Source organism: Thioalkalivibrio sp. (genome assembly GCF_041685615.1).
Taxonomy (GTDB): domain Bacteria; phylum Pseudomonadota; class Gammaproteobacteria; order Ectothiorhodospirales; family Ectothiorhodospiraceae; genus Thioalkalivibrio.
The window spans coordinates 1,624-16,245 of record NZ_JAWLFK010000033.1 but is presented as its reverse complement, the minus strand read 5'-3'; the positions used below and the strand labels follow the sequence as shown (position 1 = coordinate 16,245).

Sequence of the window (14,622 nt, the reverse complement as noted above, 5' to 3'; positions counted from 1 at the left end):
CTCCAGGTAGCGACTGGTCAGCAGGAAGAAGACGAACATCACGACCGACTCGAAATAGACGTGCTCGCCGGTCCCGAGGATGACCGCGTAGAGGCTGGCCAGGTAGGTGACGATGATGGCCAGGCTGACGGGTACATCCATGCCGAGCTGCCAGTGGCGCAGGTCGCGCCAGGCACTCTGGTAGAACGGGATCGCGGAATACAGCACCACCGGTGTGGTCAGGGCCGCCGCGACCCAGCGCATGAACTGGAGCAGGTCCTCGTGTTCGGTGTCCTCCGCGCCCAGCCAGAGGGCCACGGCCAGCATCATCACCTGCATCATCCCCAGTGCGGCCACGGCGATGCGGCGCAGTGCCAGTCCCCGTTCGCGCGCGATCGCCTGTTCCCGGGTACCCGGGTCGTAGGGATGGGCGTGGTAGCCGATATCGCGGATCGCCTTGAGGATGTCGGACAGGGCGATCCGTTCCGGATCCCACACCACCTGCGCGCGATGGGTGGAATAGTTCACGCGGAAGCTCTCCACCCCCGGGAGCGCCTGGACATGGCGTTCGTTGAGCCAGACGCAGGCCGCACAGGTGATGCCCTCGAGCATCAGGGCGGCTTCGCGCCGGTTACCGCCGTCGCCCGCGGACGCCACGAATTGCTGCTGCACGCCGGGGTGATCGAACAGTTCGAGCTCGCGGAGTTCTTCGGGGATCAGGGGATGGCCGCTTTCCGCCGGGGCCGCATCACGGTGATGGTAATAGGCGCCCAAGCCATGTTCGATGATCGCGCCGGCCACAGCCTGGCAGCCGGGGCAACAGGTGGGTTCCTCCCGGCCCTCGAAGGTGACCGGATAGCGGGCGCCGTCGGGCACATCCAAGCCGCAGTGGAAACAGCGGGTGTGGGCCGCAGACGATGCCGGGCCCTGCGAATCGGACGCGAGCGCCACGGCGAGGTCGGAGAGGATTAACCGGACTGGGCGCTACGCACGCGGGTACGGGCCTGCTGCTCCAGCAACTGCCCGTCGCGCTGGATCTGGAACCGCAGATCCCAGCGACCCGGGGCCGGCAACGCGACCTCGGCCTGGTACAGCCCGTCGCCCATGGTCTGCATCTCGAAGCCCTGGTCGCGGCGCTCATCCGCCAACCACATGAACATCCCGCGAATAGTCGCGTCGTCAATGGGCACGCCGTCGGCATCCCGCACCTCGACCTGCAGGATCGCGGTCTCGCCCTCGGTGGGACGCTCCACCCAGCCCTGTCGGACCTGCCACCCCTTTTCGCGCTGGGCCTGAAGCTCGGACACCCGGTGCACGGCCAGCGCCTGCTTGCGGCTCTCCATGCCAGCCACCGTCCCCGGGAAGGCAGACGTCACCTGCTGCGTCCGGTTTTCCGGCTCCGGCAGGATCGTGCCGATGAACTGCTGCGGCATCCCGTTTTGGGCCAGCGTGATCAGGATCGCCTGGGCCGAGGCCACGATGATGAAAAAGCCCACCAGCACCATCGGGGCCCAGTGCAGGCGCCCGATCTTGGCCTTGCCTCCATTCTCGACCTCCGCTTCCTTCTGCGTAAAGACAATACCCAACCCATACGGCACGATGACATAAAGAGCCAGATGGATAGCGAAGACATCGGCCCCCTGCCAGGCCAGAATCGAGTAGGGGATAAACAGGAACAGCATAATCGCGACCACGACGGCCGACGTGCTGTACGCCTTCAGCCGCGTGAAGCGGTAGATCAGCGCAAACAGCAGGGCCAAGGCCGCGGTGCCTGCGCCGAGGGTGATGACGAGATTGCTCATGACGATTTCTTCGTTTTCCTGCGTGTTCGCAAGCTAGGCGCTTGCAGGGCGCCGCGCGAGTTCCGGCAGCGCGATTACTGTTTCTCTCTCGACGGCAACGGCGCCGAACCGCGCGCTACCGATGACTGAACTGCGAGGTCACTTCGAGTGGCTCGATGTGACCGTCTCGGTCGGTTATTACGAAACGGAAGGGCTGCGGCGACGGGGCATCCGCAGGCACGTCGTAGCGGACGCGGACCGCCACGGTCACCCGATCCCCGGGCTCCAGGCGTATGTGCTCGACCTGGCCCAGATCCAGATCCGCACCCTCAAGACCCGCCAGGGCAATATCGAAGTCGAGTTCTCGATCGGCCGTGTTGTTCAAGCGGATCTCGTAGCCATTCTGGATTCGACCGTCCGACATCTGGACGTAAAGGGGCTGGCGCACCTGATTGACGTTGGCGTCCACCGGTGCCCGGCCGAGAATGCTTCCGGCCAGGGCGACGATCACGACGAGTACCGCGGCGCCGTAGCCAAGGGTCTTGCCCCTCAAAAAGCGGGTCTTTCCGCCCTCCTGCTCGCGCTCGGAGGTGTACGCGATCAGCCCGCGCGGCCAGCCCTGCTTGTCCATGATGGTGTCGCATGCATCGATGCAAAGCGCACAGTGGATACACTGGAACTGCAGGCCGTCGCGAATATCGATCCCGGTCGGGCAGACCTGGACACAGTAGCCGCAATCGATGCAGTCACCCACTCCGGCGGCCTGGCGTTCCTCGCGCGTTTTCAGGCCAGCCTTGACCTTGGCACGTCCGGCGGTGCCCTCGCCCCGCGCCTCGTCATAGGAGACGATCATGGTGTCGCGATCGAACATGACGCTTTGAAAGCGGGCATAGGGGCACATGAACGTGCAGACCTGTTCACGCGCCAGTCCGGCGAAGGTGTAGGTCGTGGCGGTGAGGATCCCGGTGGTGACGTACGCGGCATAGACCGCCTGACCGGTAAAGAAATCGGCCACGATGGTCGGGGCGCTGCCCCAGTACAGGACAAAACCCAGGCCAGTGGAAAACGCGACCAGAAGCCAGGAGAGGTGAGTCAGCCCGTACTTCAAGAACTTTTCGCCATTCCACGGTTGCTTGGCCAGGCGCAGGCGCGCGGGGCGCTCTCCCTGAATCTTGCGCTCCAGCCACATGAAGACGTCGGTCCACAGCGTCTGGAAGCAGAAATAGCCACAAAACACGCGCCCCGCCACACCGGTCACAAAGAACAGGAGCAAGGCGGCCAGCACCAGGAATCCCGCCAGCCAGAAGATATTCTGGGGATAGACCACGAGGTCGAAGATGTGGAACTCGCGCGCGGGTATATCAAACAGGACGGCCTGGTTCGGACCGTACTCGCGCTCCCAGCGAATCCACGGCAGGCCGAAGAAGACCCCGTAGGCCAACAGGAGGATGCCCGTTTTCAAGTTGCGAAAGCGTCCCTTGACCGATCGCGGGTGGATCGGGATACGCGCCTCGTACAACGGCTGGGCCTCGGACATCGAATCCTCCCGGAGGGTATCCGGCAGAGGGCGCCGGCAGGATCGCCGTTCTACCCTCGAATAAAGTTCAATCCAAACAAACAGGGGTGCCCTCGGGCGTCAAGAAACCCGGCGGGCACCCCTGTGTAGAAGCGGTTCCGGCGAGCCGCCGGCCCCGGCGGTCACCCGATGATGCAGCGCCGGACTACTGCCCCCCGCCGAGCGAGTAGACGTAGGCGGTGAGCATCTTGATCTCCGCATCCGACAGACGACTGGCGAAGGCGGGCATCTCGCGCTGGGCACCGTTGCGCACGAAGTTGGCGACCAGGCGCTGACGTTCACTGTCACTTTCGGCACTGCGCACGTCCACCAGACCCCAGATGTCGTTGGTCAGATTCGGCGCGCCCTGGGAGGTACGGCCCTGGGCGTCCATCCCGTGGCACTGGAAGCAGCCACCATCGGAGCCCGTGAAGATACGCTGTCCGGCATCCGCGGCGTCCTCGTCGACATCGTAGTCGTTCAGTGACAGTACGTAGGCGGCGACCTGGTCCAGCTGTTCGTCGTCGAGAGTGTCACGATAGCCGGGCATGTAGCCGAGCCGCCCTTGCCGCAGGGTTTCCTCGATCTGATCGACCTCGCCTCCCCAAAGCCAGTGGTCATCACGCAGGTTCGGGTACTGGCTGACGACGCCACCACCGCCAACCTGATGGCAGGCTGCACACCAGGTACCGAAGGAACCCTGGGCATAGGCGTTGACGAAGCTCATGCTCTCGGCGTCTTCCAGGATGGTCTCGTAATTCTGGGCAGTGACCTGCTCGAGCATCTCCCGCTGACGAACGGCGTAGGCACCGGTCTGCATATCCTTCGCCAGCAGTGCACGGGTGTTCCAGTGCATGGTGCGCTCTTCCTCTCCCTGCTCGAAAGTGATCGTGTTGAAGCCCTTGGTAAAGCCGTCGCCGATCGGCCATGCCGGGTAGATCAGCCAGTACACCACCGCGAACACGATCGTGGCGTAGAAGCCCCACAGCCACCAGCGCGGGAGCGGGTTGTTGTATTCCTGAAGGTTGCCGTCCCAGACGTGCCCGGTGGTCTCGACCTGGTTCGGGTCCTTTTCACGGTTGTCCTGTGTGCTCATTGCTCGTCACTCTTGGTTTTGTCACGCCGGGCCACGGGCTCCCGGTGTGAATCATCGTCGTCCAGAGGAATGTAGCGATACGTCTCGAACTTCCGGGCGCGCCGCCGATTGGAAAACAGGAAGATCACGACGCCGATAAACGTGCCCATGAAGAGCAACAGGGCGACGATCTTGCTGTTGCCCATGTCCGTGATCCATTCCCACATCCCGGTCATCCTGGTGCCCGTTCCTCCTTACCGGAATTCGGCAAAGTGCCCGTCGTCGTAGTCGCTGAAGTCGACCATGGTCCCAAGGACCTGGAGATAGGCGACGATGGCGTCCATCTCGGTGATGGTCCCGGCGTTACCGTCGAAGTTCTCGTCCTGCGCCTGGGCAACCAGGTTGTCCTCGGCATCGCGAATATCCAGCATCCGAGCCTGTTCTGCGCCGAACTTTTCGACGTTGGCCTCGTATTCCTCGTCGGTGAGCGAATACGGCACACCGACCCGCTTCAGCGCGATCATCCGGCTATCCACGTCGGAATAGTCGAGCGGGGTCTCCGCCAGCCAGGGGTAGCTCGGCATGATCGATTCCGGCACCAGCGATTGCGGATTGATCAGGTGCTGGACCTGCCACTCGTTGGAATACTTGCCCCCCACACGCGCCAGGTCCGGGCCCGTGCGTTTGGAGCCCCACTGGAACGGATGGTCGTACTGCGACTCGGCCGCCAGGGAGTAGTGGCCATACCGCAGCATCTCGTCACGGAACGGGCGGACCATCTGCGAGTGGCAGGTGTAACACCCCTCGCGGACGTAGATGTCTCGGCCGCGCTGTTCCAGCGGGGTGTACGGGCGTACGCCATCCACTTCCTCGATCGTGTCGTCGATGTAGAACAGCGGCACGATCTCGACCAGTCCGCCAACACTGATCACCGCAAGGGTCAGGATGATCAGCAGGCCGGCATTGGTTTCAACGCTTTCATGCTTCATGGATCTAGTCTCTCCCTAATCAGGCCGTGCGGGCTTCGGCGGACGCGGCCTCGGCCTCGCGGGCCTCGGCCTTGATGCCCGAGCGAACGGTCATCGCGACATTGAACGCCATGATCAGCATGCCGGCCAGGAAGAACCCGCCACCGATGGCGCGCACCACGTACGGCTTATGCAGGAACACCACCGACTCGGTGAAGGTGTAGGCAAGATTCCCGTACTGGTCGAAGGCACGCAGCATCAGGCCCTGACCGATTCCGGCCACCCACATCGCGGTGATGTAGAGCACGATCCCGATGGTCGCGAGGAAGAAGTGCACATACACCAGCTTCAGGCTGAACAGGTTTACGTTCCACAGGCGCGGGATCAGATGGTACAGGGAACCGAAGGAAATCATCGCCACCCAACCCAGCGCACCGGAGTGCACGTGGCCCACGGTCCAGTCGGTGTAGTGCGACAGCGCGTTCACGCTCTTCAGCGACATCATCGGGCCCTCGAAGGTCGACATGCCATAGAACGCCAGCGCGGTGATCAGGAACAGCATGATCGGGTCGGTACGCAGTTTGTCCCAGGCACCCGATAGGGTCATGATGCCGTTGATCATCCCGCCCCAGGAGGGCAGCAGCAGGAGGATGGAGAAGGTCGCCGCCAGAGTGGAGACCCAGTCCGGAAGGGCCGTCCAGTGCAGGTGGTGCGCACCCACCCACATGTACAGGAAGATCAGCGCCCAGAAGTGGATAATGGACAGCTTGTACGAGTAGATGGGACGACCGGCCTGCTTCGGCACGAAGTAGTACATCATCCCGAGGAAGGCCGCGGTCAGGAAGAAGCCCACCGCGTTGTGGCCATACCACCACTGGGTCATCGCATCCTGCACCCCGGAGAAGACCGAGTAGGAATACGGGCTGAACAGACCGACCGGGACCTGGATGTTGTTGAAGACGTGCAGCAGCGCGGTCGCAAGTATGAACGACATGAAGAACCAGTTGGCCACATAGATGTGCGGCTGGTTCCGGCGCAGCAGGGTCATCAGATAGATGACGAAGTAGGCGACCCAGGTCACCAGGATGATCAGGTCGACCTGCCAGTTGAACTCGGCGTACTCGCGTCCCTGGGTGATCCCCATCGTGTAGGTGATTACGCCGAGGATCAGCGCCAGGTTCCACCCGTAGAAGGTGAAGCTCGCCAAGGAGTCGCCCCACAGGCGCGTCTGACAGGTCCGCTGCACCACGTAATACGAGGTGGCGAACAGCGCATTACCCCCGAAACCGAAGATCACGGCCGTGGTGTGGACCGGACGGAAGCGCCCGAAGGTGATCTGCGCGATATCGAAGTTCAGGAACGGGAACGCCAGCTGCGAGGCGATCCAGACACCGGCCGCCATACCGAACACACCCCAGAGGACGGCGGCGATGGCAAAACGCTTGATAATCGCGTAGTTGTACTGCTCGGAAGTCGCGACTGACGCTGCGGGTGCGGCACCCGCCGTAGTGGCTGCTTGTGACATGACTTTTCCACCTTGCTGCGGGGAACACGGATGTCCCGATGGTTCGGGGGCGTGAACTCTACCCCATTCCGGGCCCACAAAAAACCAATACCGCCTGCTTCACTCGGATATTCAGCGCAATCGGCGGAACTTTCGCCCGCTACAAGAATACATCTTCGGCTTGCTCGCCCGCGAGGGCGCAGTGGCGAATTCATTGATCCATGTCAACGAACCGGCTGGACGGGGATCACACGCCCCTGCGGCCGCGACGGCGGCGGCGCGTCCGGCACCCAGGCATGGCCGTACACGACCTCCCAGGTCGCGGGCAGGCGCCCCTCCACACCGAACTCGCGCGCATAGGCCTCGGCGACGGCAATCAGGCGCCGCGGCCCGAACAGTCCGGACGAGCGACCCGACAGGGCGTTGCGCACCCCCACCCCGCGCAGATCGCGGATCAGTCCGGTCAGGTCGGGGTAGGTCAGGGTCAGGGCCTCCTGGTCCATGACCGGGTCGGCAAACCCGGCCCGGACCAGGGCATCGCCGATGTCGTGCATGTCCATGAAGGCGTTGACGTGCGCCGCGGCACCGCCATCCACCGCCGCGAACGCGGCGCGCAGCTCGCGCAGGGTATCGGGGCCGAAGGTGGTGAACATCCACAACCCGCCCGGGCGCAGGATGCGCCGGACCTCGGAGAACGCCTGGTCCAGGTCGCTGCACCACTGCAAAGCCGAGCTGGAGACCGCCAGGTCGAACGACTGCTCGGCCAGCGGCAGGGCCTCCAGATCACCGCAGACCACCTGCGGCCGGCGCAGCCAGCGCCCGCGGCGGCGGGCCCGCGCCACCATCGCCGGGGCGAAGTCGACGCCCGCGAGACGCGCACTGCGGTAGCGACGGCTCAGGTGATCGAGGGCCTCGCCGATGCCACAGCCCAGATCCACGATGCGTTCCGGCTGCAAGCGGATCCAGTCCAGCCGCCCCAGCATCCGCTCCTGCACCTCGCGCTGCAGGACCGCATGCTCCTCGTAGGTGGCCGCCGCACGGGCGAAGGCCTCGCGGACGCGCAGCTTGTCGAGATCGAAGCTGTCCGGTCGGCTCATGCGCACTCCCCAGTACTGCACTGATTCAGGAACTCGGAAACAAAGGTGGCGAGTGGCGCCGGGCGTACAAGCCAGTCCGCGTGGCCACCCGCACCCCGCCCCACCCGACAATCGGGCCGCAAGGCACACAAATACGCCTCCACGGCGGAGGGCACCAGCGCGTCCGCCGGCTCCAGCCAGAGTGCCGCCGGCGCCCGCAGGCCGGCCCACGCCCCGCGCAGGTCGGCGGTCTGCAACAGGTCCAGCCCGGCCTCCAACCCCTCCAGCGCCGCCGGAGCCACCTGCAGCTGCGCCGCCAGCTCGCGGGCCAGCGAGGCCGCATCGGTACTGCCGCGGGCACAGAGCATGGCCAGGCGCCGGTCCAGCCGTGGCCGGTCGCCCTCCAGGGCGGCCCGGAAATCCTCCAGCTCGCCCCCCGGCAGGGCAGCCGGCCAGTCGTCGCCCCGGGTGAACTTCGGCGTGCCCCCGATCAGCATCACGCCCTGCGGGCCGGACCACTGGCGCGCGGCCGCGAGCGCGACCAGGCCGCCCAGGGACCAGCCCGCCCAGACCGGGCACTCGACGCCCGCGGGCAGCCGGGCGATCAGCGCCGCTGCCGTGCGCTCGGCATCTGCCAGCGTCGCGCCACCACCGGCGCCGCCATGGCCGGGCAGATCCGGCGTCAACACCGCCGTTGCGGGCGGGAGGGCCTCCCGCAACGGCGCCCAGACCTTGCCGGAAAAGCCCCAGCCGTGCAGCAGCACCAGCGTCGGGGCACAGGCCGCGGGGTCCGCCCTACTCATGTCAGCGCCCTGAACGGCAACCACCGGCTTGCGTATCATATGCGGCCGCACCCTTTCGCTCACCCGCGCAGGCAGGCTGACCGCACATGGCAATTACAATCGGCATCATCATCGCGTATCTGCTGGGATCGCTTTCCACAGCCATTCTGGTCAGCAAGCTGCTGCGGCTGCCGGACCCGCGCACCACCGGCTCGAAGAACCCTGGCGCGACCAATGTCCTGCGCGCGGGCGGCAAGAAGGCGGCCATCATCACGCTCCTCGGGGACGTCGGCAAGGGCTGGCTACCCGTATTCGTCACCCTGCAACTGGACCTGTTCCCCGGCTGGGCGATCGGCCTGATCGGCCTGGCCGCCTTCCTCGGGCACGTCTTTCCGGTCTACTACCGTTTCCAGGGTGGCAAGGGCGTGGCCACCGCGCTGGGCGTGATGCTCGCGATCAGCCCACTGGTCGGCGGACTGGTCCTGCTGACCTGGCTCGTCGTCGCCGCTATCTGGCGCTACTCGTCGCTGGCTGCCCTGGTGGCCGCGGGCATGGCCCCGGTCTACACGGTGGCGCTGGGCATGGACCACTGGCTCAGTGCCGCGGTGGCCCTGATGAGCGTGGTCCTGTTCATCCGCCACGACAGCAACATCCGCCGCCTGATGCGCGGCGAGGAATCGCGGATCGGCCAGAAGGACAAGGCCTCGCAGCCCTCGCAGGAAAACTCCTCCGACTGAACCCTGCGGGCCCGCGCACCGGTCTGCGAATTCGCGGACCGGTGCGTGGGCCGCTTCAACCCGGGGCCGCCGGCGGTCCCAACTCGGACAGGGGCCAGCGTGCCCGCGCCGCGACCACCGGCGCCCCACTACCTGTGCCAGCCCCGGCCTGCAGCCGGCGCAGTCCGGCCAGCGCAATCATCGCGCCATTGTCGGTGCAGAACTCGGGGCGCGGGAAGTACACCGGCACCCCCTGGCGCTGCGCCATGGCCTCGAGCCCGGCGCGCAATGTCGTGTTGGCGGCCACGCCGCCAGCGACCACCAGCGCCGGGGCCCCGGTCTGCTCCAGGCCGCGCCGGGTCTTTTCCACCAGGGTGTCAGTCACTGCCTCCTCGAAGGCACGGGCGACATCCTCCGGGCGGTAGACCTGCTTCTTCAGCGCGGTCAGAACCGCCGTCTTCAGGCCGGAAAAACTCATGTCCAGCCCGGGGCGGTCGAGCATCGGGCGCGGCAGACGAAGGGCATCCGGCTCGCCCCGTTCGGCCAGACGCGCCAGCGCCGGACCGCCGGGATAGCCCAGCCCCAGCAGCTTGGCCGTCTTGTCAAACGCCTCGCCGGCGGCGTCGTCGATGCTCTCGCCAAGCAGGTCGTAGTCGCCCAGGGCCCGCGCATGGATCAACTGGGTGTGCCCGCCGGAGACCTGCAACACCAGGAACGGGAAATCGAGTCCGGTATCCTCCAGGAACGGTGCCAGCAGATGCCCCTCCAGGTGATGGACCGCCAGCGCCGGGATGTCCCAGCCCCAGGCGAGGGCGCGCGCCACCGAGGCCCCGGTCAACAACGCCCCCAGCAGCCCCGGTCCACCGGTATAGGCGACCGCATCCAGGTCGTGCCCGTCCACGTCCGCCTCCTCCAGTACCGTGCGCACCAGCGGGAGGAGTCGCCGGATGTGGTCGCGTGACGCCAGTTCCGGCACCACGCCGCCGTAGACCGCGTGCAGGTCCGTCTGGCTGTACAACCGATGCGCAAGCAGGCCCTGCTCGGCGTCGATCAGCGCCACGCCCGTCTCGTCACAGGAGGTCTCGATACCCAGTACTTTCATGACGCCAGCATGCCCCGTTTCGGGGGCTGCACCAAACAGCCCCGGATCCGCCGCGCCATAAGACCGGATGCGGACATCACAGGCGCCCCCGGCGGTCCGGGATTCCATCCAGCGACAGGTGCGCACAACCGCGACCCAGCGCCATGACCTGGAAGCGCTCGCCCATCTCGCCCGGCAGTGTCAGCATGCGCACGGCCTGCGCCGCCTGCATGGTCAGACGGGCATCCTCGCCATTTCCCACCCGCGCCTCGAAGCGCTGCGGCAACCCGGCCCCCAGCAGGAACTCGCCCTGCCCGGCATAGGCCAGCACATCGAGGCCCGCGGCATCCGCGGCCTCGGCCACCCCGGTGAAATCCACGCTCGCGGTCAGGTCCATCAGTCCCGGGTGGGCCAGCGGATCCTGGATCATCTGCTGGCGGTAATAGCCGACTAGCGTCCCCTGGTGACGCTCCGGCGCGTAGTATGCGTTACGGGGGAAGCCATAATCCACGAGCACGGCCACCCCCTGCTCGAGGACATCGGCCAGCGCGGTTACCCACGCCGCCTGTGCCGGGCGCCACTCGGACAGGTAGCCCTCGGGCCACGGACCGTATTCGGCCGCCAGCCGTTTCACCGGCCCGGCAAGGGCGGGCGGCGCCTCGCGCTCGGCCAGGGTCAGCGCGCCGTCGGCACGAGTCGTGACTCCGACCTGCCAAACCCGGCCCTCGCGCCAGCGGAAGAGTTCCACGGGCAGGGCATCCAGCACCTCGTTGGCCAGCACCACACCGCGCAACGGGGCCTCGGGGAGGGAGTCCAGCCATGCCACACGCCGGTATTCCGCCGGCTCCAGCGCGGTCTCGAGACAGGCCTGCTGCCGAGCCCGCAGGTCCGGGCTGACTTCGATGATCCAGTAGCGCTCCCACTCGACCCCCAGATCGCGCAGGGTCGTGATCACGTCCCCCGCCAAACGCCCACTGCCGGCGCCGAACTCCAGCAGCGTTCCGCTGCCGCCAAGGTCATCGCGCAGGACCGGAGCCAGCCAGGTAGCCAGGGTCTCGCCGAACAGCGGCGAGAGCTCCGGCGCCGTGACGAAGTCCCCGCCTTCACCCAGCTTGTGGGCACCATTCACGTAATAGCCCACTCCCGGCGCGTACAGCGCCGCCTGCATATAGTCGACGAACGGAAGGAACCCCTCGCCCGCGGCGACACTCTCTTGCAGGTAAACGCGCAGACGCGCGGCGATCTCCCGGGCAACCGGATCGTCCGCGGTGTTTGTGCTAGGTTTCGGCGGCATCATGGCGACGCATGGTACCAACCCGGGGGCAGACGTGGCGCAGGGACAATCCGACAGCATGGACACGGCTTCCGGCCCGGCACGGGTGGCACTGGTCACCGGGGCCGCACGACGGGTCGGCGCCACCATCGCCCGGCATCTGCACGCCGCCGGATTGCGGGTCCTCATCCACTACCGCGGGTCGCCCGCGGACGCCGCGGCACTCGCCTCCGAGCTAAATGCCAAGCGCCCCGACAGCGCCCGCACCCTGCATGCCGATCTGCTCGACCCCGAGGGCATCGAACGCCTGGCCCGCGAGGCCGAGGGGGCGTGGGCCCGTCTGGACTTTCTGGTCAACAACGCCTCGACCTTCTATCCAACCGCCGTGGGCGCGATCACCCAACAAGCCTGGGACGACCTGATCGGCTCCAACCTGAAGGCCCCGACCTTCCTCACCCAGGCCTGCAACCCGGCCCTTCAGCGGGCGCAGGGCGCAGTCGTGAACATCGTCGACATCCACGCCCTGCGCCCGCTGAAGGGCTACCCGGTGTACTCGGCAGCCAAGGCCGGGCTGTGGGCCCTCACCCAGGCCTACGCCCGCGAACTGGGACCGGGCGTACGGATCAACGGCGTCGCCCCGGGGGCGATTCTCGCCCCCGAGGACGCGGAAAACGCCGGCACCCACGAGGCGATGATCGAACGCACCGCGCTCAAGCGCGAGGGCCGCCCGGACGACATCGCGCGTACCGTACGGTTCCTGCTCCTGGACGCGCCTTACATCACCGGACAGGTGATCCCGGTGGACGGCGGGCGTTCGGCATCACAGTAGCCGCGCACCCCGTCAGCCGCGCTACACTGAACCCGACCAAGCACACGCGCCAGGAGACCACCGCATGATCGATTCCAAACGCTTCGACGATCTCGCCCGCCGCATCACGGATAGCCTGCCGGAGTCGGTGCGCCACATGCAGGAAGACGTTCAGCGCCAAGTCCGCTCGACGCTGCAAAGCGGCTTCGAGCGCATGGACCTAGTCACCCGCGAGGACTTCGACATCCAGGTTGCCCTGCTGGAACGCACCCGCGAACGCCTGGCGGAACTGGAAGCGCGCGTCGCCGCGCTGGAAGACCGCCCGAGCGACGAATCCGGGCAGTAACCACCCCATGAATCCACCCGCCGGGCACGGACGCCCGGCGCCCAGACGGAGGGGCAAGGATGCCCGTCACCATCGCCTACGCCCGCGCCATCGACGGCATCCATGCCCCGCTGGTAACCATCGAGACCCACCTGGCCAACGGCCTCCCGGCCTTCCAGATCGTCGGCCTGCCCGAGGCCGCAGTGCGCGAGAGCCGTGACCGCGTGCGCGCCGCGATCCAGACCAGCGGTTTCGAATTCCCTCGGCGCCGCATCACCGTCAACCTGGCCCCCGCCGACCTGCCCAAGGACGGCGGCCGCTTCGACCTCGGTATCGCCCTGGGTATTCTGGCCGCCAGCCAGCAGATCCCGGCCGAGGCCCTGGCCCGCCACGAATTCCTGGGCGAGCTCGGCCTCGACGGTCAGCTGCGCCCCGTGGGGAGCACCCTCGCGGCCGGGATCGCCGCGGCGGATGCCGAACGCACCCTGGTGGTTAGCCCGGACGACGGGCCAGAAGCCTCCCTGGCAAGCCGCGCCCGGGTCCTTACCGGGTCGCATCTGACCGCGGTGTGCGCCGCCCTTTCCGGGCGCGACGGCCTGACGCCCGCCCATCCGCCCGAACGCGCTCCGCCGATGCACCCGGACCTCGCGGACGTACGCGGCCAGCACCAGGCACGCCGGGCGCTGGAGATCGCGGCCGCCGGCGGGCACCATCTGTTGATGGTCGGGCCGCCCGGCAGTGGCAAGTCGATGCTGGCGGCCCGCATCCCGGGCATCCTGCCGCCCATGGAAGAGGCCGAGGCACTGGAAACGGCTGCGATCCACAGCCTGCGCGGCAGTGCCCACCTGCGCGGGGACTGGCGCGCACGCCCCTTCCGCTCGCCCCACCACACCGCCTCGGGCGTCGCGCTGGTCGGCGGCGGCAGCACGCCCCGCCCGGGCGAGATCTCGCTGGCACACCAGGGGGTGCTGTTCCTGGATGAGCTGACCGAATTCGCCCGGTCGGTGCTGGATGTACTGCGCGAACCGCTGGAGACCGGCGTCATCCACATCTCGCGCGCCGCCCGCCAGGCCGAGTTTCCGGCACGCTTCCAGCTCGTCGGCGCGATGAACCCCTGTCCCCAGGGCTTCGACTGCGACCTGGCCGAACGCTGCGAATGCACACCGGAACAGCGGGCCCGCCATCGAAAGCGTCTGTCCGCGCCACTCCTGGACCGGATCGACCTCGTCATCGAGGTCCCCCGGATTCCCCCGGCGGACCTGGCGGCCACGGGCGATCCGGCCGAAGGATCCGCAGCGGTTGCAGCACGCGTGGTCCGGGCACGAAACCTACAGCACGCGCGACAGGACGGGCTCAACAGTGCGCTCGATGGCACAGGCCTCGACCGGCACGCAGCACTCGCGGCCAAGGACCGCCAGCTGCTCGACAAGGCGGCGGAACGCTTCCGGCTTTCCGCGCGGGCCTACCATCGCATCCTGCGCGTCGCGCGCAGCATTGCGGACCTGAACGGCGCCGAACAGATCGCCACACCGCACCTGACCGAGGCCCTCAGCTATCGCGCCCTGGATCACTGGCGTACGCAGTAATCCTCTAAAAAAAAGGCCCCGCCCGGTTTCCCGGGCGGGGCCTTTGCAACTCTCGGAGACGCGACGATCAGTCTTCGAAGGTCGCAACGTACACGGCCAGATCGGCGATGTCC

The 14,622-nt window shown here is 66.9% G+C and carries 15 protein-coding genes; 4 read left to right on the top strand and 11 right to left on the bottom strand.

Features of this window, described 5'->3' with window-relative positions:
- The 9 genes from ACESLR_RS08035 to ACESLR_RS07995 form a co-directional block, all read right to left on the bottom strand.
- Window positions 1-930, bottom strand: a 930-nt coding sequence (locus ACESLR_RS08035) for a heavy metal translocating P-type ATPase metal-binding domain-containing protein (protein WP_373025377.1), incomplete at its 3' end; no start/stop codon positions are given.
- 17 nt (window positions 931-947) lie between these two features.
- Window positions 948-1,781, bottom strand: coding sequence for a FixH family protein (locus tag ACESLR_RS08030; protein WP_373025376.1), 834 nt, complete (start codon window positions 1,779-1,781; stop codon window positions 948-950).
- Window positions 1,782-1,896: 115 nt separating this feature from the next.
- Complete coding sequence (gene ccoG / locus ACESLR_RS08025; RefSeq protein WP_373025375.1) at window positions 1,897-3,297, bottom strand: cytochrome c oxidase accessory protein CcoG; 1,401 nt, start codon at window positions 3,295-3,297, stop codon at window positions 1,897-1,899.
- A 184-nt stretch (window positions 3,298-3,481) separates the two neighbouring features.
- Window positions 3,482-4,411 (bottom strand): cytochrome-c oxidase, cbb3-type subunit III, encoded by a 930-nt coding sequence (gene ccoP / locus ACESLR_RS08020; protein WP_373025374.1) that lies wholly within the window; start codon window positions 4,409-4,411, stop codon window positions 3,482-3,484.
- The gene (locus tag ACESLR_RS08015) at window positions 4,408-4,626 is read right to left on the bottom strand and encodes a cbb3-type cytochrome oxidase subunit 3 (protein ID WP_373025373.1); all 219 of its coding nucleotides are present in this window, start codon (window positions 4,624-4,626) and stop codon (window positions 4,408-4,410) included. Before ACESLR_RS08015 ends, ccoP begins: the two co-directional genes overlap by 4 nt.
- A gap of 18 nt (window positions 4,627-4,644) precedes the next feature.
- A complete protein-coding gene (ccoO, locus tag ACESLR_RS08010) occupies window positions 4,645-5,379 on the bottom strand; it encodes a cytochrome-c oxidase, cbb3-type subunit II (RefSeq protein WP_373025372.1) in 735 nt (244 codons plus the stop codon).
- A 19-nt stretch (window positions 5,380-5,398) separates the two neighbouring features.
- Complete coding sequence (ccoN, locus tag ACESLR_RS08005; RefSeq protein WP_373066989.1) at window positions 5,399-6,883, bottom strand: cytochrome-c oxidase, cbb3-type subunit I; 1,485 nt, start codon at window positions 6,881-6,883, stop codon at window positions 5,399-5,401.
- A gap of 203 nt (window positions 6,884-7,086) precedes the next feature.
- On the bottom strand, window positions 7,087-7,959 hold the full coding sequence (gene bioC / locus ACESLR_RS08000) for a malonyl-ACP O-methyltransferase BioC (protein ID WP_373025370.1): 873 nt from the start codon (window positions 7,957-7,959) through the stop codon (window positions 7,087-7,089).
- The gene (locus tag ACESLR_RS07995) at window positions 7,956-8,780 is read right to left on the bottom strand and encodes an alpha/beta fold hydrolase (RefSeq protein ID WP_373025369.1); all 825 of its coding nucleotides are present in this window, start codon (window positions 8,778-8,780) and stop codon (window positions 7,956-7,958) included. The genes bioC and ACESLR_RS07995 overlap by 4 nt, the downstream gene beginning before the upstream one ends.
- A 47-nt stretch (window positions 8,781-8,827) precedes the next feature.
- Between ACESLR_RS07995 and plsY the strand changes: the two genes are divergently transcribed.
- Entirely contained in the window at window positions 8,828-9,457 is a 630-nt protein-coding gene (gene plsY / locus ACESLR_RS07990; protein ID WP_373054618.1) for a glycerol-3-phosphate 1-O-acyltransferase PlsY, read from the top strand.
- 55 nt (window positions 9,458-9,512) lie between these two features.
- Here the strand turns inward: plsY and tsaD are convergent, their stop codons facing one another.
- Together tsaD and ACESLR_RS07980 are read right to left on the bottom strand one after the other, a co-directional pair.
- Complete coding sequence (gene tsaD / locus ACESLR_RS07985; protein ID WP_373025367.1) at window positions 9,513-10,538, bottom strand: tRNA (adenosine(37)-N6)-threonylcarbamoyltransferase complex transferase subunit TsaD; 1,026 nt, start codon at window positions 10,536-10,538, stop codon at window positions 9,513-9,515.
- Between the two features lie 76 nt (window positions 10,539-10,614).
- Window positions 10,615-11,814, bottom strand: coding sequence for a class I SAM-dependent methyltransferase (locus ACESLR_RS07980; RefSeq protein ID WP_373025366.1), 1,200 nt, complete (start codon window positions 11,812-11,814; stop codon window positions 10,615-10,617).
- Window positions 11,815-11,896: 82 nt separating this feature from the next.
- Between ACESLR_RS07980 and ACESLR_RS07975 the strand changes: the two genes are divergently transcribed.
- The 3 genes from ACESLR_RS07975 (at window position 11,897) to ACESLR_RS07965 (ending at window position 14,509) form a co-directional block, all read left to right on the top strand.
- A complete protein-coding gene (locus ACESLR_RS07975) occupies window positions 11,897-12,619 on the top strand; it encodes a pteridine reductase (protein ID WP_373025387.1) in 723 nt (240 codons plus the stop codon).
- Between the two features lie 64 nt (window positions 12,620-12,683).
- A complete protein-coding gene (ubiK, locus tag ACESLR_RS07970; RefSeq protein ID WP_373025365.1) occupies window positions 12,684-12,944 on the top strand; it encodes a ubiquinone biosynthesis accessory factor UbiK in 261 nt (86 codons plus the stop codon).
- 59 nt (window positions 12,945-13,003) lie between these two features.
- Window positions 13,004-14,509, top strand: a complete 1,506-nt coding sequence (locus ACESLR_RS07965) for a YifB family Mg chelatase-like AAA ATPase (protein ID WP_373066986.1) — start codon at window positions 13,004-13,006, stop codon at window positions 14,507-14,509.
- Window positions 14,510-14,622: the final 113 nt, after the last annotated feature.